General features: G+C 71.9%; 15 protein-coding genes and 2 pseudogenes. 5 read left to right on the forward strand and 12 right to left on the reverse strand.

What is annotated here, in order from left to right; all coding sequences use genetic code 11:
* Positions 1-93: 93 nt before the first annotated feature.
* From KWI83_RS29695 to KWI83_RS29705, 3 genes are all read right to left on the reverse strand, one after another.
* Positions 94-1,578 carry a serine/threonine-protein kinase gene (locus KWI83_RS29695; RefSeq protein ID WP_256362992.1) on the reverse strand — a complete coding sequence of 495 codons (1,485 nt, stop codon included), beginning with the start codon at positions 1,576-1,578 and terminating at the stop codon, positions 94-96.
* Between the two features lie 38 nt (positions 1,579-1,616).
* Positions 1,617-2,330 carry a hypothetical protein gene (locus KWI83_RS29700; RefSeq protein ID WP_218517459.1) on the reverse strand — a complete coding sequence of 238 codons (714 nt, stop codon included), beginning with the start codon at positions 2,328-2,330 and terminating at the stop codon, positions 1,617-1,619.
* A gap of 189 nt (positions 2,331-2,519) precedes the next feature.
* Positions 2,520-4,793: an N-6 DNA methylase gene (locus tag KWI83_RS29705; RefSeq protein ID WP_218517460.1), complete on the reverse strand. Its 2,274-nt coding sequence runs from the start codon at positions 4,791-4,793 to the stop codon at positions 2,520-2,522.
* 227 nt (positions 4,794-5,020) lie between these two features.
* On the opposite strand from KWI83_RS29705, the gene KWI83_RS29710 reads away from it, so the two are divergent.
* Both KWI83_RS29710 and KWI83_RS29715 read left to right on the forward strand, forming a co-directional pair.
* Positions 5,021-5,287: a hypothetical protein gene (locus KWI83_RS29710; RefSeq protein ID WP_218517461.1), complete on the forward strand. Its 267-nt coding sequence runs from the start codon at positions 5,021-5,023 to the stop codon at positions 5,285-5,287.
* Between the two features lie 222 nt (positions 5,288-5,509).
* Entirely contained in the window at positions 5,510-6,250 is a 741-nt protein-coding gene (locus KWI83_RS29715; protein WP_218517462.1) for a hypothetical protein, read from the forward strand.
* Positions 6,251-6,372: 122 nt separating this feature from the next.
* On the opposite strand, the pseudogene KWI83_RS29720 reads toward KWI83_RS29715, so the two are convergent.
* A pseudogene (locus KWI83_RS29720) lies at positions 6,373-7,032 on the reverse strand (N-acetyltransferase family protein); the annotation flags it as partial.
* A gap of 75 nt (positions 7,033-7,107) precedes the next feature.
* Positions 7,108-7,818 carry an HNH endonuclease family protein gene (locus KWI83_RS29725; RefSeq protein WP_218517463.1) on the reverse strand — a complete coding sequence of 237 codons (711 nt, stop codon included), beginning with the start codon at positions 7,816-7,818 and terminating at the stop codon, positions 7,108-7,110.
* Positions 7,819-8,211: 393 nt separating this feature from the next.
* On the opposite strand from KWI83_RS29725, the gene KWI83_RS29730 reads away from it, so the two are divergent.
* Complete coding sequence (locus KWI83_RS29730; protein ID WP_218517464.1) at positions 8,212-8,394, forward strand: Rv0909 family putative TA system antitoxin; 183 nt, start codon at positions 8,212-8,214, stop codon at positions 8,392-8,394.
* Positions 8,395-8,573: 179 nt separating this feature from the next.
* Here the strand turns inward: KWI83_RS29730 and KWI83_RS40445 are convergent.
* The 4 genes and pseudogenes from KWI83_RS40445 to KWI83_RS29745 all read right to left on the reverse strand — a co-directional run.
* A pseudogene (locus KWI83_RS40445) lies at positions 8,574-8,642 on the reverse strand (hypothetical protein); the annotation flags it as partial.
* Between the two features lie 208 nt (positions 8,643-8,850).
* Positions 8,851-12,384 (reverse strand): transcription-repair coupling factor, encoded by a 3,534-nt coding sequence (gene mfd, locus KWI83_RS29735; RefSeq protein ID WP_218517465.1) that lies wholly within the window; start codon positions 12,382-12,384, stop codon positions 8,851-8,853.
* 266 nt (positions 12,385-12,650) lie between these two features.
* Positions 12,651-15,230, reverse strand: coding sequence for an ABC transporter permease (locus KWI83_RS29740; protein ID WP_218517466.1), 2,580 nt, complete (start codon positions 15,228-15,230; stop codon positions 12,651-12,653).
* A complete protein-coding gene (locus KWI83_RS29745; protein WP_218517467.1) occupies positions 15,227-16,015 on the reverse strand; it encodes an ABC transporter ATP-binding protein in 789 nt (262 codons plus the stop codon). The genes KWI83_RS29740 and KWI83_RS29745 overlap by 4 nt, the downstream gene beginning before the upstream one ends.
* Positions 16,016-16,688: 673 nt before the next feature.
* Between KWI83_RS29745 and KWI83_RS29750 the strand changes: the two genes are divergently transcribed.
* Together KWI83_RS29750 and KWI83_RS29755 are read left to right on the forward strand one after the other, a co-directional pair.
* The gene (locus KWI83_RS29750) at positions 16,689-17,174 is read left to right on the forward strand and encodes a DUF485 domain-containing protein (protein WP_218517468.1); all 486 of its coding nucleotides are present in this window, start codon (positions 16,689-16,691) and stop codon (positions 17,172-17,174) included.
* Positions 17,171-18,781: a cation acetate symporter gene (locus KWI83_RS29755; RefSeq protein ID WP_218517469.1), complete on the forward strand. Its 1,611-nt coding sequence runs from the start codon at positions 17,171-17,173 to the stop codon at positions 18,779-18,781. The genes KWI83_RS29750 and KWI83_RS29755 overlap by 4 nt, the downstream gene beginning before the upstream one ends.
* Before the next feature lie 166 nt (positions 18,782-18,947).
* Here the strand turns inward: KWI83_RS29755 and KWI83_RS29760 are convergent, their stop codons facing one another.
* From KWI83_RS29760 to KWI83_RS29770, 3 genes are all read right to left on the reverse strand, one after another.
* Positions 18,948-19,838 (reverse strand): cellulose-binding protein, encoded by an 891-nt coding sequence (locus KWI83_RS29760; RefSeq protein ID WP_218517470.1) that lies wholly within the window; start codon positions 19,836-19,838, stop codon positions 18,948-18,950.
* A gap of 164 nt (positions 19,839-20,002) precedes the next feature.
* Positions 20,003-22,978 (reverse strand): SUKH-4 family immunity protein, encoded by a 2,976-nt coding sequence (locus tag KWI83_RS29765; protein WP_218517471.1) that lies wholly within the window; start codon positions 22,976-22,978, stop codon positions 20,003-20,005.
* 7 nt (positions 22,979-22,985) lie between these two features.
* On the reverse strand, positions 22,986-23,984 hold the full coding sequence (locus tag KWI83_RS29770; RefSeq protein WP_218517472.1) for an SMI1/KNR4 family protein: 999 nt from the start codon (positions 23,982-23,984) through the stop codon (positions 22,986-22,988).
* Positions 23,985-24,047 lie beyond the last annotated feature (63 nt).

Consider the following 24,047-nt stretch of genomic DNA (forward strand, 5'->3'; position numbering starts at 1 on the left):
CGATGGTAGGCAGCAGCCCAGCTTTGGCCAACCCATTCGACCAACGATTCACCAGGACTTCGGGCACCGCCACGCCACCCGGCCGCAGGGGGACTACCCGCGCACCTGTCCCAGCCACTGCAACGTCCGCCGCACCTCCACCGCGAGCGGATGCCCCGGACCGTTCAGCCGTTCGACGTCGTGCAGCAGTCGTACCAGCGTGTCGTGCGCGGCGGCGCGGTCGCCGAGGGCGAGCAGGAGGTGCCCCATGCGGCGGCGGACGTCGTGGGCGAGCTCCGGGTCGCCGGAGACGTACTGGTTCTCGTAGTACGGCAGCAGCGCCCGGTACGCCGCCAGCGCCGCCGCCGGTTCGCCGAGCTGTTCGAGGCACTGGGCGGCCTCGTAGCGGAACCGCAGGGACTGCGGGTCGGCCTGCCCGGCCTCGGCGGCGCGTTCGTCGGCGAGGCGGCGCAGTTCGGGCAGCGCGCGCCGGTACTGGCCGTCGTCCATGAGCGTGGCGGCGTACTGCTTGCGCAGCGTGCGCACCACCGGGGAGTGCTCGCCGTGCTGCTCGGCCGCGGTCGGCAGGATCGCGCCGAGGATGTCGACGGCCTGGGTGATACGGCCCTCGCCGAGGAGGCGTTTGACCTCGTCGACAGCGCTCGCGACGTCCGGTTTCTCGGCGACCGGCGCCACGGGGGCGGGCTGGGGCGCGGGCGTGCGCGCGCGGTCCGGCCAGGGGGCGTGCGGGCGCAGGAAGGGGCGCGTGGGATCGAGGGGTGCACCGCTGGGGGTTCCGCGCGCGGGGAGCAGCAGCGCCAGGTCCTCGTACACCTCCTGCGCGGAGCCCGGCCGGTGCTGCGGGTCCTTGGCGAGCAGCCGCAGGACCAGGGCTTCGAGCGCCTCGGGGACCTCGGGGCGGGTCCGGCGCACGGGCAGCGGGGGCTCGTACAGGTGCCGGTGCAGCACCCCGAGCGCCGTGGAGCCCGCGAACGGGACCTCGCCACTGAGGAGTTCGTGCATCAGTACGCCCAGCGCGTACAGGTCCGTGTACGGGCCGACCGCGCCGCCCATCGCCTGCTCGGGCGCCATGTACGCGGGCGAGCCGATCGGCGAACCGGTGTGCGTCAGGCGTGTGGTGTCGGTGTCCATGACCGAGGCCACGCCGAGGTCGAGGACCGTGACCGTGCCGTCCTGCTTCACCATCACGTTGCGCGGCTTGAGGTCGCGGTGCACGATCGGCACGGCGTGCACGGCGCTCAGTACGGCGCACAGTTGCGCGGCGACCGCGACCGCCCACTGCCACGGGTACGGGGCGTGCTCGGCGAGATGGTCGGAGAGGTCGGCGCCGTCGACGTACTGCATGACGAGGAACAGCTCCTCGCCCTCACTGCCCGCGTCGTGCACGGTCACCAGGCCCGGGTGGTCGACCTGCGCGGTCACCCGGCACTCGCGCACGAAGCGTCGGCGCAGTTCGTCGGCCTCCTGCCCGGCCACCTTGTCGGGGCGCAGCAGCTTCACCGCCACGCGCCGGTCCAGCCGCTGGTCGTACGCCGTCCAGACCTGGCCCATGCCGCCCTGCCCGATGAGCGTGGCCAGTTCGTAGCGGCCGGCGACGACACGTCCTGTCGTCACGGTCACCTTCCGCCCTCGTGTTCGCCGTCGCGCTGCCCGCCCTGTTTACGCAGGTAGTCGCTGAGCTCGTCCAGTTCGGCCCGCACCTGGTCGATGCGCGCGGGCGCGGGGCGCTGCGGGGGCGGGGTGAGTATCGGGGGGCGCGCGGTGGTGGGCTGGGGTGTGGGGGTGGCGGGGGGCGGGGTGTGCGGGGTGGCCGCGATCTGCGGGAGCGGGGGTTGGGGGGCGTGCGGGGCGCTCTGAGGTGTGGGAGGGGTGGGCGCGGTGTGAGGCGTCGGCGTCGGCGGCACGGTCGTCGAGGTGGTGTACGGCGGCTGCGGCTGGGGGGTGCCGTACCCCGGGGGCGGGCCCGGCGCGTACCCGCTGCCGTAACGAAGCTGGTGGAAGTGGCGTACCTCCGCGGCGAGGTAGTACGCGATCACCGCCACCAGCGTGCCCAGCAGCAGCGCGAGGCCGGTCCAGCCGCCCGCGGTGTGGATCTCCTCGCCGGGTTCCGTACCGAGCAGCACCATGGCGAGGATGTCGATGGCCAGCACGGCCACGAACAGGCCCCAGTCCAGCGACCTGCGCGTGACGATGGCCAGGCGCAGCAGCATCGTCCAGGTCAGGAACCCGAGGCTGAGGATGGAGATCACCACGAACACCACACGCACGAGCACCAGCCACGCCGTCGGGGGCGGCTGCTTCACCGGCTGCGGGTAGCCGTGGCCATGCATGACTGCTCCTGGTGCCTGAAGTGCGCGTACCGGGTCGACCGGCGTCGGGCAACGCCAGTCGGGTGATGGTCGCTTCGAGCGTATAGGTCGACACCGACAACCGGTCCCGGGTTGTACCGAACCGTTGTCACACCGATCACTTCGTACGACTCGTGCGGCGTGACCGGGTGGGTGGAGCCCGCGGGGTGGTTACGCGGGCGGGACCGTGCCGTCCGTCAGGCCGTCGTACATTCCGCGTACGAGTTGCTCCCCGAGTCGGCTCGCGTGCCTGAGCGCCCGCTCGAACTCGTCGAGGGCGCGGAACCGTGCGCCGTAGCGCCGCTGTTCGTCGAGCGCGAGCCGGGGCAGTTGCAGGCGGCGCACGTCGAGGCGGGTGGCGGTGGAGGCGTAGCTGCTGGCCTGGCGGTTGTTGGCGGTGCCGCGCAGGAACCCGGCGAGGAACCACGGGTCGAGCGCCGTGGGATCGGGGCGCAGCAGGGCGAGGTTGCGCCCCAGGGCGGCACCTGCCGTCGTCTCGTCGATGACGCGCGCCACCGCGCCACCACCGAGCACCGGCACGACGACGTCCCCGGCCTCCGTCAGCACGGCTTCCTCGTCGCTCTCGGGAAGCGTGCCGGAGGGTGCGGTTCCGGCGAGGACGTCGTGATCGGTGAGCACGGGCACGCGCGCGTGGCCGCCGTTTCCACCGGTACGCATCACCAGCGCGCCCCCGCGCGCGAGTTCGCCGACGGTGGTGAGCGGCCAGCGCGCGGGCGGTGCGGTGTGCGCGGGCGGCGGGGTGAGGTCGGAGGTCAGCCGGAGGGTCTCGCCGAGGCGCTCGCGCACCGCCGTGAGCTGCTCGGCCCCGTCGGCCGCGATGGGCGGCGGCAGGTGCCGGGCGGGAGCGAAGTCGACGTCGTCGTCCAGCAGTTCGATGACCGGCACGGAACGCGCCAGCCCCGGCCGCTCCGCGAGCGTGCCCGCCCGGTCGAAGTCCCGCCAGGTGTCGAGCACGGCGTCACGCACGGCCCGCCAGTCGGGCCCGCCACGCCGCTCGCTCGCGAACTGCCCCGCATCGGCCAGCAAAACCTCCGGCTGCGCGGGCGCCTTCTCGGGCCTGCGCAGCACCCAGAGGTGGAGGGGGATGTTGTACGGCGGTGCCGCCCCGACCGGCAACGCGATGACGGCGCGCAGGGCTCCGCGCCGCAGCAGATCGGCGCGGATACGGCGGCCGGAGCGGCGGGACGCGACGGCGGGCGGCATGAGCAGCACGGCGGTGCCGCCGTCCGTCAGCCGGGCGAGCGCATGCTGAACCCAGGCCAGCTCGGACTCGGTGCGCGCGGGAAAGCCGTACTCCCACCGGGGGTCGTACGCCAGTTCGTCGTGCCCCCAGTTGCGCTCGTTGAACGGCGGATGGCACAGGACGGCGTCGGCGCGCAGCTCGGGGTAGGCGTCGGCGCGCAGGGTGTCGCCCGCGGCACCGCGGACTGTGGCCCGCCCGTGCATCGCGAGCCGGATCGCGGTGAGCGCGGCGAGCTCGGGGGCACTGTCCTGGGCGTAGAGCTCCTGGCCGGGGGCGGCGGCGACGGCGCGCAGCAGGGCGCCGGTGCCGCAGGCGGGGTCGAGGACGGTGCGGGCGGGGCCGGCGAGGTCGGCCATGAGGCGGGCGAGTTCGGTGGGGGTGAGCGTGTACTGGCGGGGGTTGGCGTCGAGGTGGCGGCCGAGCAGGAACTCGAAGGTCTGACGGGCGCCCAGCTCGGCGGCAAGTTCGGCGGTGCCGCGGAGGAGGGGGGCGGAGGGGAGGAGGGCGGGGCCGTTGGGGACGTGAACAGCGGGGGTGGTGTTCACGGGGAGCGGGGAGTTCACAGTGGGTGCTTTGGCTGCGGCAGCGGCAGCGGCTGTGGCAGCGCTGGGCGCGCTGTGAACAGGGGCGGCGATATTCACGCGAGGCGCGGCGTTCACATCAGGTGCGGTGGGGGCGCCTGGTGTGGTGGCGCCGCCCGGTGTGGCGTGAACAGGCGGAGCCTCGTTCACAGGCGGACCGGCGTTCACACGGGCAGACCCAGCCGCGCCACCGTGAACCCGCCGCCCACCGAAACGAGGCACGATCACCTGCTCCAACGCCCCCGGCAGCATCGCCGCCAGCCGCTCGTCGGAACCGGCGCTCACCTCCAGCCACACCGTCGGCCGGTCATGGATGAGCAGCAGTACACAGCCGGCGTGCGTGAGTGCGACGACCGGGCCCTCGGGGTGACCGGCGAGTTGTTGCCAGACCCGTTCGCGTAGCGGGACTTCGGCGAGTTTGCCCTGGCGGCGCAGCCAGGCCTCGACTTCGGCGAGAGCGAAGGAGGGGCTGGTCTCAGTGCCGCCGACCGGTTTGGGGAAGTCGGCGTGGCGGCGGCGCCAGTTGCTCACGGCGGCCCGGCCGACGCCGGCGAGCCGGGCGATTCCGGCGGCGGTCACCTCTGTCGCGTTGTCCTGCACCCGCCTGACTCCCCTCGTCCGGTGCTCGTCCGGTGTCGCCCCGTGCTCATTCCCCTTGTGACGCCGAGCATAGCGGCGCTGCGGAAGATCCAGGTGTTCACGCCGTGTATGTCTTCAATCGCATGGACGTTGTTGACTGGGTTCACAGGCTCTGCTCTCATTGACCTCGCGAACGGGCGAACTGCCGGACGGTGGCAGTCACCATGCAGTCGGGGAGGGATGCAGCCATGGGCATGACAGCAAAGATCGCGTTCCGCGTCATCGTCGGCGTCGCCGTCATCGGCGCCGTATCGGCGAACTCCAGTGACGCCAGCACCGGCGACTCCAGCGGCGCCAACAGCGGCTCTTCGGCGTCCGCGGAGCGCAGGCCCGCCGACGAGCAGGGTGGCTCGGGTGCCGGTGAGGCCGCCGAGAAGAAGGCCGCGCTCCCGGGGGACGGCGACTTCCAGGTCGGTTCGGACGCGTACTTCAAGACGTCCCGCTGCCAGGGCTGAAGAACACCGGCTGAGCCTGGTCGGCCAACGGGCGCGGGCGCCTCACAGCGCACCCGGCATCCCGGCCACCCCACGCCCGCCTGTCAGAGCACCCGGCGTCCCGGCCACTCCGCGCGCCGCGCATCCCCACACACCAGCACCACTCCGCAACACCCACCACCAACAACACCCACCACCAGCGCGTCTCACCACGCGCCCGCTCATCACGACCAAGGAACTCGCATGCGCCGTACCACTCTTGCCGCCCTCTGCCTCGCCGCCACCACCGCTGTCGGCCTCACCGGCTGCCTGCCTGGCCAGGACAAGGCGGACAGCAAGCCGGAACCCTTCGCCGGGCTGACCGGCGGTGAGATCGCCGATCGGGCCGTCGATGCCACGACCGCTGCCTCGTCGCTGCGCGTGACCGGTGACGTCCCCGACGACGAGACCGGCGGCACGATCCACATGGACATGGCCCTGAACAAGCGGAACGAGTGCGCCGGCACCATGCGCCTGGACGGGGGCAAAGCCGATCTGATCAAGACGGGCGACACCATCTACATGCGGTACGACGAGGCGTTCCTGCGCGCCCAGAGCAAGGGCGAGGCAGCGGCGGAGGTCGACGCGGTGGTGGACATGCTGGCCGGGAAGTGGACGAAGACGTCCGCGAAGGGCGAGGACGCCATGGACATCGCGAGCTTCTGCGACCTGGACACGATGCTCGACGGCGCCGAGGACGTGAACTCGGACGCGACCCGTGGAAAGACCACCACCGTCGACGGCACACCGGCGGTCACCCTGCGGGAGAAGGACGGCAAGGACCGTTACACGGTGTACGTCGCCACCGAGGGCAAGCCGTATCTGCTGCGCGTCGACAGCACGTCGGCCGGCGACCGGGGCACCCTCACGTTCAGCGACTACGACGAGCCGGTCCCGGCGCAGAAGCCCTCCGGCGAGATCCTGGACCTCGACGAGCTGGGCTGAGCCAACCGCTCGATCCGAGGTCACCTGATCCGAACCCACCTGTCCGAACCAACCTGATCCGAACCCACCTGGTCCGAAGCCGTCCGCCCAGGGGGACGCCCGCCCGGGGGCCCGCGCCGGGCTCAAACGGCGTGCCGCATCCACACGTTGGGCTCGACATACACCGCGTACCCGTGCTCCGGTTCGCACCGCACCGGCACCAGTGCCCCGGGTACCTCGATGTCGCCCGCCGTGTCGAAGGGCAGCCCGGTCCAGCGGCGCCACTCCTCCAGGGGGGCGGCCACCGTCATCGACGCCGGTGCCACGGAGTGGAGCGTGGCACCGGCCCGGGCGTGCACGCGCAGCCAGGGGTCGTGCGGGAGCCCGTCCGGGCGCACCCGGCGGGCGTACTCCTCCATGGGCATACGGGGTTCGAGGTGCTTGGCGCTGGGGCGGACGGGGGCGACGACCTCGCGGAAGCCGAGGGCGCGGGCGTTGTCGCGCATCGCCGCGAGCATCCGGCCGGACAGGCCGAGGCCCTGGGCGTGCGGGGCGACGACGATCGAGATGGCGCTGACCGTGTCGGGGCGGACTCTGTGGCGCAGGTCGGAGAAGGCCCACGCGAGCACCTCGTCCCAGCCCCGGCCGGGCAGTTCGCCGCGACCGTGGGCGGCGAGCGCGAAGGGAACGCTGTGCGCGTGCGCGACGACCTCACCGTGCTCGTCCTGGGCAAACTGAACGTACTGCGGCAGTTCGGCGGCGATCCGCGGGTAATGGGCGTTGCCCACGGGGTCGTTGACGACGACAGGGCTGCGTCAGCTCCATACGTCAACGCCAAGCGGCCGATCCTGCCCCGATGAGCCATGGCCGCCCGCAGTTCAATCGGCGCACTGCCGCAGCATCATCTGGTGGTCGGCTGCGGTCACCGGCATCTCGTACTTGAGGGCGACCTGGGCGAAGCGGACCACGTACGCACACCGAATGGGCTTGTTCGGGGGAAGCCAGGAAGCCGGCCCTGAGTCACCCTTCGCCGAGTTGGCACGGCCCTCGACCGGAAGCAGATTGAGCACGTCGTTCGCAAACTGCTCGCGCTTGCTCTCCGGCCAGCGCGAGGCGCCCATCTGCCAGCTGTACGACAGCGGCACCACGTGGTCTACCTGCACTTCGGCGGCCTGCTGCTTGCGCCATTCAATGGTCTTGCCCGTGTACGGGTCTTGCAGTGTCATAGCGACGACCACGCAGTCGGAACCCGACCGGAAACGCAGGTTCCGGCCATCGCGACTCAGAAGATCATTCCGAGTGTCACAGCCGTTCCGCGCCAAAGGAACACCGTCGGCTGTGTCCATCCACGCATAGCCGAACTTGTCCCGGTCGTAGCCCGTTTTGGGCCCTCGCCCCTTCGTCGGCACGGTCTCGATGAGCTTGCGGGCCTCAGCCTTGTCGGCCTTGTTCGTCACGGACGCAAGGCCGGACTTCGTACCGTCGGGGTTCTTCAACGGGCTGACGGCGTGCCCCCCTGGCACCCCCGCGCCACCACCGGTCGAGGAGCCGCCGCTGGGAAGACCGTCGCACCCTGCGGCGAACGCCATGGCGGCGAACACCGCCAGGCCAGTGTGAAGAAGCGAGCCTGCCCCTCGGTTGTGCCTCACCTGCCTCTCACGCAGCACAGCCCACCCCTCCCCCGCGCCAACGGCACGAACGCCTCCGTGAACGGCCGAACCATAGAGATAGCACGGGCGTCACAGCCCGCTTCCTGCAGCCTGCCACGGCGCACAGCGCCGCAGCGGCGGACGCGGCCCCGCCCCTCAGACGCATCACGGTGCGCCCCTCCCCCTGCCCAGCTTGTTCCGCCCGCCCACGGGCGGGTTGTGCCTGGTGCCACGGTAGCGGCCGAGAGGTCCAGACCACAGCGGGCCCAACACGGCATACCTCGCATCTCCGGCGTATCGTCGGTTCTGAGTCACCTCCGGAAGGAGTTCTGGATGGGCATCTTCGACAGGTTCAAGAACAGGGCGGCACAGGACAAGGCCAGGAAAATGTCCGATGCCGCGGAGAAGAAGGCCAACGAGGCGACGGGCAGCAAGCACCAGGACCAGGTCGACGCCGCCCAGCAGAACATCGAGGGCAGGCTCGGCATGGACCGCGACAGGCCCGAACAGCAGTAGGCCGGAGACCCACGGGGACTCCTGGCCGACCGCGCGGGGCAGGACACCCGGGCGGCGGCCCACCGAGCCACCCCGGAAGAGAAGCCGTCCGCGGCGCCCACATCCGCGGGCGGCTTCACTTGTCGGTGCGGGGCCTTTGGCCATGGCAGCGCGGAGTTGGCCGCGGCGAGCGGGCGGCCCGCCGGGTTCGCCGCCTCGGCCGCACGCCGGGCGAGGGCGGCGGCCTCCGCCAGGTCGGGGCTGTCCACACCTCGACGACCCGGTGGGCGACCGGGACCCCGAGGCGGTGTTCCGGACGCTGGCGACAATGCTGTTCCGCTCCGCCTGACCGTGGGGACCTTGCCGCCGAGGCACCCCTTCCGGCCACCCTTCGGGGAGCCCTACGACCACGGAGCCCTGCGACCTCCGAGCCCTACGACCCCGAGCCCAACGACCCGACCCCTACGCCCTCCGCCCCTACGACCCCAGAATCGACGCCAGGAACTCCCCGACCCAGCCCAGCAAATCCCGCCCGACCAGCGGCTTCCCGCCCACCTTCGCCGTCTTCGGACGCGGCACCAGCACCTGGTGCACCGCCGGTTTGATGACCGTCCCGGGGTACAGCCGCTTGACCCGCAGTTCCTGCGACTCCCGCAACTCCACCGGCGCGAAGCGGATGTTGTTCCCCTGGAGCACGATCTCGCCCACGCCGCACGCGCGCGCGAGCATGCGCAGGCCGGCCACCAGCAGCAGGTTCTCCACCGGCTCGGGCAGCTTGCCGTACCGGTCGACGAGTTCCTCCCGTACGGCCTTGATGTCCTCCTCGGAGTTGGCGGAGGCGATCGAACGGTAGGCCTGCAGGCGCAGCCGCTCGCCCGGCGCGTAGTCGTGCGGGACGTGTGCGTCGACCGGCAGTTCGATCTTGACTTCGAGCGGCGGCTCCTCCTCGATCCCGCCGGTCTCCAGCTGCCGCCGGTAGTCCGCGACCGCCTCGCCGACCATCCGGACGTACAGGTCGAAGCCGACACCGGCGATGTGGCCGGACTGTTCGCCGCCGAGGAGGTTTCCGGCGCCGCGGATCTCCAGGTCCTTCATGGCCACGTACATGCCCGCGCCCATCTCCGTGTGCTGGGCGATGGTGGCGAGCCGCTCGTGGGCGGTCTCGGTCAGCGGCTTCTCCGGCGGGTACAGGAAGTACGCGTACCCCCGCTCCCGCCCACGCCCGACGCGCCCGCGCAGCTGGTGCAGCTGCGACAGACCGAAGGTGTCCCCTCGTTCAACGATCAGCGTGTTCGCGTTCGAGATGTCGATGCCGGACTCGACGATCGTCGTCGACACCAGCACGTCGTACTTCTTCTCCCAGAAGTCGACGACGACCTGCTCCAGCGCCGTCTCCGACATCTGCCCGTGCGCGGTGGCGATGCGCGCCTCGGGGACGATCTCGCGCAGCCGGGCCGCCGCGCGGTCGATGGACTCGACCCGGTTGTGGATGTAGAAGACCTGGCCCTCGCGCAGCAGTTCACGGCGGATGGCGGCGCCGATCTGCTTCTCCTCGTAGGGGCCGACGAAGGTCAGCACCGGGTGCCGTTCCTCGGGCGGGGTGGTGATCGTCGACATCTCGCGGATGCCGGTCACCGCCATCTCCAGGGTGCGCGGAATCGGGGTGGCGGACATCGTCAGCACGTCGACGTTGGCGCGCAGCTTCTTCAGCTGCTCCTTGTGCTCGACGCCGAACCGCTGCTCCTCGTCGACGATGACCAGCCCCAGGTCCTTGAACTTCGTCTCCGAGGAGAACAGGCGGTGCGTGCCGATGACGACGTCCACCGAGCCCTCCCGCAGGCCCTGAAGGACCGCCTTGGCCTCGGTGTCCGTCTGGAACCGGGACAGCGCCTTCACACTCACCGGGAACTGCGCGTACCGCTCGCTGAACGTCCCGAAGTGCTGCTGCACCAGCAGCGTCGTCGGGACGAGGACCGCCACCTGCTTGCCGTCCTGTACGGCCTTGAAGGCGGCCCGGACCGCGATCTCCGTCTTGCCGTAGCCGACGTCGCCGCAGATCAGGCGGTCCATCGGGACCGACTTCTCCATGTCGTCCTTGACCTCGGCGATGGTGGTCAGCTGGTCGGGCGTCTCCGCGTACGGGAAGGCGTCCTCCAGCTCGCGCTGCCAGGGGGTGTCCGCGCCGAACGCGTGCCCGGGCGCCGCCATCCGCGCGCTGTACAGCTTGATCAGGTCGGCCGCGATCTCCTTGACGGCCTTCTTCGCACGTGCCTTGGTCTTCGTCCAGTCCGCGCCGCCGAGCCGGTGCAGCGTGGGCGCCTCGCCGCCGACGTACTTGGTGATCTGCTCCAGCTGGTCGGTGGGGATGTAGAGGCGGTCGCCGGGCTGGCCGCGCTTGGCGGGGGCGTACTCCACGACCAGGTACTCGCGGGTCGCGCCCTGCACGGTGCGCTGCACCATCTCGATGTAGCGGCCCACGCCGTGCTGCTCATGGACGATGTAGTCGCCCGCTTCCAGGGTGAGCGGGTCGATGGTCTTGCGGCGGCGGGCGGGCATGCGGGCGCCGTCGCGGCCGGCCGCCTTCTGGCCGGACAGGTCGGTCTCGGTGAGCACGGCGAGCTTGAGGGCCGGGTCGACGAAGCCGTGGTCGATCGAGCCGCACGCCACGTGCACCACGGACGAGGAGATCTCCCCCAGGTCGGCCTCCAGCCGGGCCGCGATGCCCTCACCGCCGAGCACCTCGACCGTGCGGGCGGCCGGGCCGTGGCCCTCGGTGACGAAGACCGTGCGCCAGCCGTCGGCGAGCCACCCCTTGGTGTCCGCGAGCGCCTTGGCGGTGTCGCCGCGGTAGCTCTCCGGGGCGTGCATGCCGAGCTTGAGGGTGTCCGCGTCCAGCTCCTCGTCCGCGGCGAACGGCGCGACGGACCACCACATCATGTCCAGCTCACGCGCCCGGTCGCGGACGTCCGCGATGGACCACAGGGAGGCCGCGTCGACGTCGATGGGCGCCTCACCGCCGCCGGCGGTGGCCGCCCAGGACGCCTGCAGGAACTCCCGCGAGGTCGCCACGAGATCCGCGGCACGCGTGCGGATCCGCTCCGGATCGCATACGACGGCCATGGCGCCCTTGGGCAGTACGTCCAGCAGCAGCTCCATGTCGTCGACCAGGACCGGCGCGAGCGACTCCATGCCCTCCACGGCGATGCCCTCGGCGATCTTGCCGAGCAGCTCGCCGAGCTGGGGGTGCTCTTCGGCGAGGGCACGCGCGCGTGCGCGTACGTCGTCGGTGAGCAGCAGCTCACGGCAGGGCGGGGCCCACAGGCCGTGCTCGGCGACTTCGAGGGAGCGCTGGTCGGCGACCTTGAAGTAGCGGATCTCCTCGACGTCGTCGCCCCAGAACTCGATGCGCAGGGGGTGTTCCTCGGTGGGCGGGAACACATCGAGGATCCCGCCGCGTACGGCGAACTCGCCCCGCTTCTCGACCAGCTCCACGCGCGCGTACGCGGCGGCGGCGAGGGCGTCGACGACCTGGTTGAGGTCGGCGCTCTGCCCGGTCCGCAGCGCCACCGGCTCCAGGTCGCCCAGGCCCTTGACCTGCGGCTGGAGCACGGACCGCACGGGTGCCACGACGACGGAGACCGGGCCGGTCTCGGGGTCGTCGGGGCGGGGGTGGGCCAGCCTGCGCAGCACGGCCAGGCGACGGCCCACGGTGTCGCTGCGGGGGCTGAGCCGCTCGTGCGGGAGCGTCTCCCACGCCGGGTACTCCACGACGCCCTCCGGCGGCAGCAGCGACCGCAGGGCCGCCGCCAGGTCCTCCGCCTCGCGTCCGGTCGCCGTCACCGCCAGCACCGGGCGGCCGCTCTCGCGGGCCAGCGCGGCGACCGCGAAGGGGCGGGCCGCCTGGGGGCCGACCAGGTCGACGTGCATCCGGTTGCCGTCCGTGGCCGCCTTGATCGCTTCCGCGAGTGCGGCGTCCTTGACGACGGCGTCGAGCAGACCGTGCAGGCTCATGGGGGGCTTTCCGTCCGGGATGACAGGGAACTGATGTCAGGGGCTGGCTCGCGGCAGGGGTGGGCAACGCGAACCACCCGACACGCGGGGCGGGCCGGGGTTCTCCAGAGTACGTCGCCGCCGCGGGTGTCACCCTCCTGGCCGACCCACACACCGGATCAGGAGGACGACGCCCCGCTGCCGCGCGCATGCGACGGGCCCGGCGCCGTGAGTCCCCCAGGACTCCTCGACGCCGGGCCCTCCCCCGCAACCCCCGTGTGCGGTGGCTACTCGGTGGCGATGGCGTTGAGAACGTTCATCCGGCCCGCCCGGAAGGCCGGTATCAGGGCGGCGAACAGGCCCACGAAGGCCGAGCCGACGAACACCGCGCCGATGGTCGGCCACGGGATCTCCAGCACGTTCAGCCCCTCCAGGGCGAGCAGCTGCTGGGCCGTGGCGCCCCAGCCCATGCCCAGCCCCAGGCCCAGCAGGGCACCGAAGAGGGCGATCACGACCGACTCCAGGCGGATCATGCGGCGCAACTGCCGGCGCGAGAGGCCGATCGCCCGCATCAGGCCGATCTCCCGGGTCCGCTCGACCACCGACAGGGCGAGCGTGTTCACCACGCCCAGGATCGCCACGATGATCGCGAGGGCCAGCAGGCCGTAGATCATGTTCAGCAGCTGCCCGATCTGGTCCTTGAGGGCCTCCTTGTAGTCGGTCTGGTCCCGGACGCTGTACTGCGGGTAGTCGTCCAGCGCCGCCTTCAGCGCCGTGTACGCGGCCGTCTCCTGGCCGTCCTTCGCCGAGGCGAACAGCAGCCTGTCGAGGGGCATCTTCTCGGCCGGGACGTACTTGGCGAGGGTGTCGATCGAGGTGTACATCGCGCCCTGGTCGATCACCGCGTCGCTGCTGGTGATCGCCCGGACCGTCAGCTGGGCGGTGGAGCCGTCCGCGAAGTCGACGGCGACCTTGGAGCCGAGGCTGATGCCGTGGTCCTTGGCGTACTCCTCGTGCACGGACATCGAGTCGGGCCGGTAGGCGTCGGCGAGGTTGCCCGCGACGGTCTCCACCCGCAGGTCCTGCGCGTACGTCGGGTCGGCGGCCGTGATGGCGGTGTCCTTGGACGTCTTGCCGTCAGGGGTGGTGAAGTCGGCCTGCGTCCACTTGTACTCGGTGACGCGGTCCACGCCGTCGGCCGCCTTCACGGCCTCGACCGCCTGCGGCGTGATCAGCTGGCCGCTGTCGGACTGCACGATGAAGTCCGTACCGACGCTCTTGTCGAGCTCCTCCGTCGCCGAGGCGACCATCGACGAGCCGACCACCGACAGGCAGGCCACCAGCGCCAGCCCGATCATCAGCGCGGCGCCCGTGGCGCCCGTGCGGCGCGGGTTGCGCAGCGCGTTGCGCTCGGCCATCCGGCCGACGGGGCCGAACATCCGCAGCACGATCACGCCGAGCACCCGCACCACCGCGCCCGCCAGCAGCGGACCGATGACGACGAAGCCGATCAGCGACAGCACCACGCCCGCGCCCAGCCACAGGGCACCCTCGCTCGCCTTGTCGGCGGCGGCCGCCAGGTACAGGCCGGCCCCGCCCGCGCCCGTCAGCAGCACGCCGAGCACGGCGCGGACGGCGCCCGCCTTGGCGTCGGCCGGGGCGCCCGCGTCGCGCAGCGCGGCCATCGGGGAGACCTTTCCGGCGCGGCGGGCCGGGAGGTAGGCGGCCAGGACGGTGACCACGACACCCAGGACGAGGCCGACCACCGGGGTGGTCCACACGATGGTCAGGTCGTCCGTCGAGAGGTTCATGCCCATGGCGCCCATGAGCTTCATCAGCCCCACCGCGAGCCCCACGCCCGCGCCGACGCCCAGCACGGAGCCGACGACGCCGAGCAGCAGCGCCTCGATCAGCACCGAGCGGTTGACCTGCCCGCGGCTCGATCCGATGGCCCGCATCAGGCCGATCTCGCGGGTGCGCTGGGCGACCAGCATGGAGAAGGTGTTGATGATCAGGAAGACGCCGACGAGGAAGGCGATCCCGGCGAAGCCGAGCATCGCGTACTTGATGACGCCCATGAACTCCTGGACGTCCTCGGCGTTGGCGTCCGCGACCTCCTTGGCGGTCTGCACCTTGTAGCCGCCGTCGAGCGCGGTGGCGACGTTCTTCTTCAGCTGGGCGTCGCTGACGCCGGGCGCGGCGGTGACGTTGACGTTGGTGTACACCCCGGTCTCGCCGACCAGGGTCTGCTGGGCGGTCCTGGTGTCGAGGTAGAAGATCGCGGCGCCGGGGTTGGTGACGGTGAAGTCGGCGATGCCGCAGACCTTCGCCCGGTGCGTGCCGACGGCGGTGATGACGCCGATCTCGTCGCCCAGCTTCAGGCCGTGCTTGTCGGCGGTGTCCGCGTCGACCATCACCTGGTCGGCGCCCTCGGGTGCGGAACCGGAGGTGATCTCCATGGTGCGGGCGTCGTTGGCGTTCCAGTTGCCGACGATGGTCGGCCCGCCGTTGGTCGGGGAGAGGCTGTCCTTGTCGGCGTCGATGACGGTCACCGACGTCGAGAAGACCGTCCCCTCGGCCGACTTCACGCCGTCCGCCTTGCCGACCTCGTCGACGACGGAGGCCGGCATGACCGGCGGCTTGCCGTTGTCGGCGGTGGTCTCACCGGTGTCCGACGAACCCTTGGCGCTGACCGTGACGTCCGAGGCGGTGGCCGCGAACAGCTTGTCGAAGGTCGTGTTCATCGTGTCGGTGAACACCAGCGTGCCGCACACGAAGGCCACCGACAGCAGCACGGCGACGGCCGACAGGGCCATGCGCCCCTTGTGCGCGAGGAAGTTGCGCATCGAGGTCTTCAGCACGGTCATGACGTGCGCCCCCGGGCGTCGAAGTCCTTCATGCGGTCCAGGACGGCCTCGGCCGTCGGCCGGTGCATCTCGTCGACGATCCGGCCGTCGGCGAGATACAGCACCCGGTCCGCGTACGACGCGGCCACCGGGTCGTGCGTGACCATCACGATGGTCTGCCCCAGCTCGTCCACGGACCGGCGCAGGAAGCCCAGCACCTCGGCGCCCGCGCGCGAGTCGAGGTTCCCGGTCGGCTCGTCACCGAAGATGATCTCCGGCCGCGCGGCCAGCGCCCGCGCCACGGCGACGCGCTGCTGCTGACCGCCGGAGAGCTGCGCCGGCCGGTGCTTCAGCCGCCCGGCGAGCCCGACGGTGTCCACGACCCGGTCCAGCCACGCCTTGTCGGGCTTGCGACCGGCGATGTCCATGGGCAGCGTGATGTTCTCTATCGCGTTCAGCGTCGGCAGCAGGTTGAACGCCTGGAAGATGAACCCGATCCGGTCCCGGCGAAGCTGCGTCAGCTTCTTGTCCTTCAGACCGGTGATCTCGGTCTCGTCGAGGTAGATCTGCCCGCTGGTGACGGTGTCGAGCCCGGCCAGGCAGTGCATCAGGGTGGACTTGCCGGACCCCGACGGACCCATGATCGCGGTGAACTGGCCGCGGGCGATGTCCACGTCGACATGGTCGAGGGCGACGACGCGGGTCTCCCCGGCCCCGTATGCCTTGACGACCTGCCGCGCCCGCGCGGCAACGGCCGTACGCCCTCCAGTGCCCCCGTGCCTGGGAATGGTTACAGCCGATGTCACCGTATGTCTCCTATATCAGTCAGCAGTTCACTCGCGTGCGCAGTGGTACGCCGATGAGTCTCGCGGCAGGAGGGGGCACCGCTCGATGGTGCACAGCCCCCTCTTTCACTGAGGAAAACCCCACCCCCGAAGGTGCGGTGCACCGCCTCGCAGCGCCCTCGGCCTTGCCCCCCGGCGGCACCCTCAGCGGCGTAAAGCCAGATTAAGGACGGCCCGAGCATCCCTCGTCCTCCGCCGGGACGAACCCTCCCCGACCCCTGGTACGGAGATCCCCCTAGGGGCAGTCCCCCCTTGGGTGGAGTCCGTCTCGGGGTCGGTTCCTCCCTGCGGCCCACTCAGGCTGCACCCTGCCGTCGCGTGAGGGTCAAGCGGGAAGCTGTCGCCCGCGCGACCGGATGGGGCGGCGGCGCGCGCCGCTCATCCGCGCGGGCATGCGTGTTCCCGTGCCCATGAGGCTTGTTCATCTCTCGCAGGCCCCAACTGTGGCGCCAAAAGTCGGAGTTAACGCGGGTAACAGCGCAGGTCATCCCCGGCGCCTCGAAGTAAGCGCATACCGACCACTCAGTTTGCCCAAAACGCCGCGCGCCCTGGGCCCGCCGAGTAGCGTGCGTGGCCCGCCCCCCACCTCCCTGCGGTCCACCGCCACGGACCCGAGCCGCGCAAGGAGCACGGGATGTCCCACGACCCGTTGTCACCACAGCCGCGACATCCGTCCTGTCCACCGCCCCATGACCCCTTCTTCTCGCCGTTCACCCGAAACGTCCCGCCCACCTCACCGACGTACCCGAGCTATCCCTGGCAACCGCAACCGCAGCCCGAGCCCGCCCCGCGGCGTGCGCCGGTGCGCGCGCCGCTCGGGCACCACAGCGACCTGCGCATCCTGCGCAGCGCCTACCGCTGGCAGCGGCGGGTGGCGACGCTCACCGCGCTCGGGTACTTCACGCTGTTCCTCGTGCTGTCGGCGTTCGCGCCGGGGTTCATGACGGCCGAGGTCGCCGGTGGACTGCCCGCCGGACTGCTGCTCGCGCTGGCGCAACTGCCCGTCACCTGGCTCGCGATCGCGCTGTACGAGCACACCGCGCGCGTGCGGGTCGATCCGCTCGCGGACCGGATCCGCCGACAGGCCGCGCTGGACGCCAAGCGAGGGGCGGCACGGTGACGGGATTCAGTGAGTCGGCGGAGACGATGTCGCTGGTGGCGTTCACCGTCGTCGCCACGATCACGCTGCTGCTGTGTGTGATGACCGGCCCGGACCGGGACGACCTCGACGAGTTCTACACCGGCTACAGCTCCCTGTCCCCGATGCGCAACGGCCTGGCGATCGCCGGCGACTACATCTCCGCGGCGACCGTGCTGGGCACGGGCGGGGTGATCGCGCTGTACGGCCACGACGGGATCGTGCTGGCGCTCAGTACGGCGCTGTCGCTGATGCTGCTGATGTTCCTGCTGGCGGAACCTCTGCGGAACGCGGGCCGTTTCACGATGGGAGACGCCTTCGCACGCCGTATGCCGGGGCGGTGTGTGCGGGTGACCGCGTGTGTGGTGACGCTGGCCGCGCTGTTGCCGATGATGCTGGTCCAGCTCGCGGGCACGGGACAGTTGATGGCCTTTCTGCTGGGAATCTCCGGCACAGGGGTGGAGACGGGCTGCATCGTGGGGCTGGGCGCCCTGATGATCAGTTACGCCGCGATCGGGGGGATGAAAGGGACCGCACTCATCCAGATACTGAAGATGGTGATGCTGCTCGGATCGGGCGCGGTGGTCGCCCTACTCGTGCTGAACAAGTTCGACTGGGATGTCGTCGCACTGTTCGACACGGCGGCGGAGCGCAGCGGCGTGGACGCCGCGTTCCTCGCCTCCGGGCTGCAGTTCGAGGGCGGGCCGTTCCCCCGCCTCGACATGATCACCGCCGAGTTGTGCGTGGTGCTGGGCGGCGCCTGCCTGCCGCACGTCACCATGCGCATGTACACCGCGTCCAGCGCCCGCCAGGTGCGCCGGTCGATGTCCTGGGCGGTGTCCAGCGTCGCGGTCTTCGTGCTGATCATCACGGTCGTCGGCATCGGCGCGACCGCGCTGATCGGCCGCGAGATCATCGCCCGCGCCGACCCGCAGGGCAACTCCGCCTATCTGCTGGGCTCCCAGGCGGCGCTCGGACCGGAGGTGACGACCACGGAGACGTTCCTGTTCACGGCGGTCACCACCGCCGTCTTCCTGACGGTGCTCGCCTCGGTCGCGGGCATGATCCTGGCCTGCGCCAACTCGCTCGCCCACGACGTCTTCGCCGGACGCGTCCAGGATCTGACCGCCCGCCGCGAGATGACGCTGGCCCGCGTCTCCGCCGTCGCGATCGGCATCCCGACGATCCTGCTGGCCACACTGGTCCAGCACCGCAGCCTGCAGCCCCTGGTGACGCTGTCCTTCTCCCTGGGCGCCTCCGCCATCGCGCCCGCCCTCGTCTACGGCCTCTTCTGGCGCCGCTACACCCGAACCGGCCTGCTGAGCACCCTCATCGGCGGCTCCCTCGCGGTCGTGATCCTGATGCCGGGCACCAACCTGGTCTCCGGATCGCCCGTCTCCGCCTTCCCCGAGGCCGACTTCACCTACTTCCCGTTCACCACCACCGGCCTGGTCTCCGTCCCCCTGGGCTTCGCCTTCGGATGGCTGGGGACGACGGTGTCCGGCCGGCGAAAGGCGGAGGAGCAGCGGCGGCAGTACGAGGCGGTGGAGGGGTGGATTCTGGCCGGGGCGGCACGCAGGAAGGGCTGACCGCGCACGGGGACGTTCCGGCGGTGTTCGTGCGCAGGAAGGGCTGCCCCCGCACGGGACGCCCCGGCGGTGTTCGTGCGCAGGAAGGGCTGCCCCCGCACGGGACGCCCCGGCGGTGTTCGTGCGCAGGAAGGGCTGACCCCGCACGGGGACGCCCCGGCGGTGTTCACTCCGCCGGGGCGCGCCCGCCCGTCAGCGCCGCGAGGCTGTCGCGTACGTGGTCGATGTGCGCCTGTACGTCGTCCCAGCGCTCCCCGTGCTCCCGCAACACCCGTTCCGTCTCACGGGCGATACGGTCCTCACGCATCCGCGCCTGCGCGAGCACCTCGGCGGCCAGCGCCCGCGCCTCCTCCTGCCGACGCCGGTCGGCCTGCTCGGCGTCGGCGAACTCCTGCTTCGCCTCGGACAGCGCGGCCTCCGCACGCGCGACCCGCTCGGCGTGCTGCGCGTCCACGGCGGCGGCACCCTCCGCGGCCTCGCGTTCCACCGCGGCCCAGCGCTCGGCGTGCTCCTTCTCCTGCTCGGCCAGCATCGCGTCGGTGCGCTGCCGGACCTCGCGCAACGCCGACAGCGCCTCGGTGCGGCCCTCCTTCACCTCGCGCCGGGCGGCGATACGGATCTCGTCCGCCTCGGCCTGCGCGGCGAGCACCCGGTGCCGGGCACGTTCCTCGACCTCCGCCAGGAGCGCGTCGGCCTCGTCCTGCGCCGCCCGGCGCACGCCCTCGGCGTACGCCTCGGCCTGCGCAAGCTGCTCCTGCGCCGCGCGCCGCGCGCGCTCCCGTACCGCCGCGGCCTCCTCCTGCGCCATCTGGAAAAGGCGCCGAGCGCCCTCCCCGAGCGCCTCGTACGTCTGCGCCGGAAGCTCGGCCACCGCCACCCGCAGCCGCTCGACCTCCTCCTCCATCTCCCTGGCCAGGACGGTGAGGCGGGCGGCCCGTTCCCAGGCGGCGTCACGATCCTCGGACAACGCCTCGGCGTACGCATCGACCTGATCGGGGCGGTAACCGCGCCCCCGGACTGTCACAAAGCCATGCGGCGACACGGATGCGCTGCTCATTCCGGAACCCCTCGAACGATGTCGATTTAGCGCATATTTTGATGTATCGGACAGAAGTGGTCATAATCCGACACTCCGCAGCCGACAGCCAAACAGAAGGGCCGGACCCGGTCACACGACCGGGCCCGGCCCTTCCCGCAGACGGCGTCAGCGCGACGCCCGCGTCACAACAACCCGTCCCACATCTGCTCCAGCAGCACCGACCACCAACTCTCCGGCGAACCCAGCGCCGCCGGATCGAGCGAGGCCAACTGGGCCTGGAAGTCGACGGTCCAGCGCCCCGCCTGCTCCTGGTTCAGCCCGAACCGCAGACGCCACATCCGCCCCAGCAGCGCCAGACAGCGCACGAACTCCGGAAGCCCGGTGTTCACGAACTGCGGCGGCACCGGCGCACCGCCCGGCCCGGCCTCCACCGGCACGGCCACGATGTGCGCCGTGCCGTACTGCACACAGATCGCCTTGCCGAAGTCGCTGCCCATGACGAGGTACGAGCCCGCGTCCGACGCCGGCTGCACCCCCCGCTCCTGCGCCAGCTCCGCGAGCGTCGGCACCGGCCGCCCCGGCTGGGCCTGCGCCCAGAAGAACGGCCCCATGTCCAGCGGCAGTCCGGCCACCACCAGCGTGTGCGCCACGACCGGCGGCACACCCTGCCGGGACACCGCCGCCTGCTCGAACCGGAACACACCCGGCCCGAACGCCCCCGCCAGCTCCTGCGCCACACCCTCCGGCGGAATCGGCGGAGCCGGCTGCACCGGCGGCAACGGCGCACGCACCGGCGCGGGGCGCGCGGGACCGTCGGCCACCTGATGCAACTCGCCCTGGTGCGCGAGCAGTTGCTGCATACCCTGCTGACGGCTCGCGTGATCCGTGCCGTACGGCGCGATGCTCGTGATCCGCGCCTGCGGCCACTGCTCACGGATCATCCGCGCACAGTACGCGCCCGGCAGCTCGCACGACTCCAACTCGGTGTGCAGCTCCAGCACCTGGTCCGGCGGCACGTTCATCGCCCGCAGCTCATGGAAGATCTGCCACTCCGGGTGCGGCGTACCCGGCGCCGAACGCCGGATCAGCTGCTGCTCCGAACCGTCCTGCGCGCGGTAGCGCAGTACGGCCTGATAGCCCGGGCCGACGGTCGGCTGCCCCTGCTGCGGGTAGCCGTACGCCGGCGGCTGACCCGGAACCGGCTGACCCGGAACCGGCTGACCCGGAACCGGCTGACCCGGAACCGGCTGTCCCGGCATCGGCGGCCGACCGGGCGCCGGGTGAGCGTGCGGCGGCGGCATCGCGCCCGGCGCCGGGGGCATGCCGGGGACACCAGGAGCGCCCGGAGCGCCCGGGATCTGCGGCGGCGGGGGCGTGCCGGGGGCCTGCGGCGGCGGGGGCGTGCCGGGGGCCTGCGGGGGCGGGGGCGTGCCGGGGGCCTGCGGGGGCGGAGGCGTCCCGGGCCCGCCCACGGGAGGCGCGGCCAGCACGGTCTCCGCATGGTGCACGGCCCCACGCGCGCCCCCTGCCGAGCCGTGCGCGCCCGGCGCACCAGGCGCACGCGGAGGCTGAGGCTGAGGCGGGCCCGGAGGCTGCGGTGCGCCCCCACCCGGGCCCGACTGCCCAGGGTCGGCCAGCATCGTCGCGGCATGGTGGACACCGCCGGGAGGGGTACCGCCCGGCGTGCCCGGAGTTCCCGGCGGCTGCGGGGGCCCGGGCGGAGTCGGCGCACCCGGCGCCTGCGGCGCGCCCGGACCGGCTGCGGGCCCCTCAGGACCGTCGGGCCCGAGGGACGACACGAGCTGCGTGGGCACGTATCCACCCGCCGACGCACCCGGCGCACCCGGCGCACCCGGAGCACCGGGCGGCGGAGGCGTACTCCCCGGGCGCACACCCGGCGCACCCGGAGCACCCGGCGGCGGAGGCGGCGTCGCGCCCTGCCCCCGACGCGGCGGAGGCGCGGCCTTGCTCGTGGCCGCGTCGGCGATGTCCCCGGCGTCCGGAGCGAGCGGCAGCCCCGCACCGGCCGACGACTGCGGCACGCCCGGCGCCTGCGGATAGCCGTACGCCGGGGTACCCGGGCCACCGGGAGTAACCGGCCCACCGGGAGCACTTGGCCCGCCTGGCCCGCCTGGCGCACCAGGAGCACTTGGCCCACTCGGCCCACCAGGAACAAACGGCCCACCTGACGGAGCAGCGGAAGGAACGGGACTCACCGGCCCACCGGGGGCACCGGCGGCACCGGGGCCACCTGAAGCACCAGGGCCACCGGAAGCACCCGGAGCCCCCGGAGGTGGCGTCTCCCGCACCGACGGAGGCGGCGGCGTACCCGGCCCAGCGGCACCCGCAAAGCCAGCGGTCTCCTGGATCTCACCGATCTCACCGACCGCCGGAGCAACCGCCGTAGGCGGAAGCTGGCTCCCCCCCGCCATCAACGCCGTCCGCGCCTCCGGTGGCGCCACCGGCGCCGCCTCCTCCTCATCGGCCCCACTCAACGGCGGCGCGAACACCGTCTCCGGCAACGGCACGGAACGGTCCTCACCGGCGTCGGCGTTGGTGTCCGTCCCGGCCCAGGGAGTCGCCCCGGCGGGCGCCCCCGGCGCAGACGCCCCGACACGCGCCCCCGAACCCGCGTCAGGCTCCGACGCCCCGTCAGCACTGCCCCCGGCAGCAGGCCACGCCACCCCACTACCCGCGGCGCCCGTCCCACCAGAAGCAGCACCAGCAGCCGAACCTCCGGCCCCCGCACCCGAACCCGAACCGGCGCCCCGCCGATCCGGAATCCCCAACCTGTCCGCCGCCTCCTGCAACCACTCCGGCGGACTCAACAAGAACGACGTCTGATTCAGATCCACCCGCTCCGCAACCGCCGGCGCCGGCGTCTCCGAAGCCCCGTCCGGACGCCCGTACTCCTCCTCGTACCGCCGAATGACCTCCCCCACCGGCAGCGACGGCCACAACGTGGCCTCTCCGCTGTCCCGCGCGATCACCAGCCGCTGCCCGCCCCCGTCCGCACGCGGCCCGTCCGCGCGGTCCTCGGCCCACACCACGAACCCGAGCTCGAACTCCCGCACCCGCACCTCACGGTGCTGATACGACGGCACATCCCCGTTGATCCACTCCTCGGCGCGCTCCTGCGCCTGCGCGAAGGTCACCATCGTCAGCTCACTCCCCCACCGACACCGAGGACGAGACATCCACCGCCCGCGCGAAACCGCCGTCCACCATCAGATTCGCCACCGTCTCCAACTCCGGCGGCGACCCCGCGAGCCGCGACAGAAAGACGTCGAAGTCCTCCCCGCACGGCAGCAGCAACCGCTCCACCCGCTCCGCGGGCGACCACGAGGGATCGACGTCCCGCGCGTCGTCGTACGCGCAGAACCACACCGAACCGATCCGCTCGCCCTTCACCTTCACGGCCAGCAGACCACCCTGCACAAACCCCACACCCAAGTAGTCCTTGGTGAGATGGTCGCGCAGGCACTTGTTCACGTACACCAGGTCATTGACCGCCGCCTCGTCCCGCACCGTGAAGAACGGCTGGTCGATCAGCAGCCCCAACTCCGCGTCCAGCGCGGTCCCGACGGGCGCACACCCACCCGCCACCTTCAGGAACGAACGGTACGCACCCGGCAACCGGTACCCGAGGTCCTCCTCGACCCCCTGCACCTGCGCCTCCGTCACCGCAAGACCCGACTTCGGCAACCCGAAATGCGCCGGCCGCGTCTCCTGCAGCGGCCGCGTCCCCCGCTTCACCTGATCCACCGCGGCCGTGGCGATCCCACCGTGATGCCGCAGCAACGCCTTCACCTCGACCGGCACCAACTCCAGCCGCCGCGAACCCGCCACGTGATGCCACGTCCACCCGTGCGGAGTCGCCACCGGCGACACCGTGTCCCACAACTCGTGCCCGGACGCCGACAGCGCCGCATTCGCCGACACATAGTCGGTCAGCCGCAACTCGTCCACACCGAAACCCGCCGGCGGCTCCGCGATCTCAGCGGCCGCACGCGCATAGGGCGAGAAGTCGGGGTAGCCGCGCTCGTCCACCCGTACCCCTCTCGGGTGACGGGCCGCCCGGACCGGATCCGGGAAATGCACGACCTGCCCGGCATAGGCCGCGTTCGGCGGCGCGGCTTGTTGCCCGAGCCGACCTGTCGTCATGGCGGTTGCCCCCTGCGGCACTCTGGTACGGCCCGTAGCGAAGCCTTTCGAACCCTTCGGCCC

It is taken from the genome of Streptomyces sp. TRM70350 (genome assembly GCF_019219825.1).
Lineage (GTDB): Bacteria > Actinomycetota > Actinomycetes > Streptomycetales > Streptomycetaceae > Streptomyces.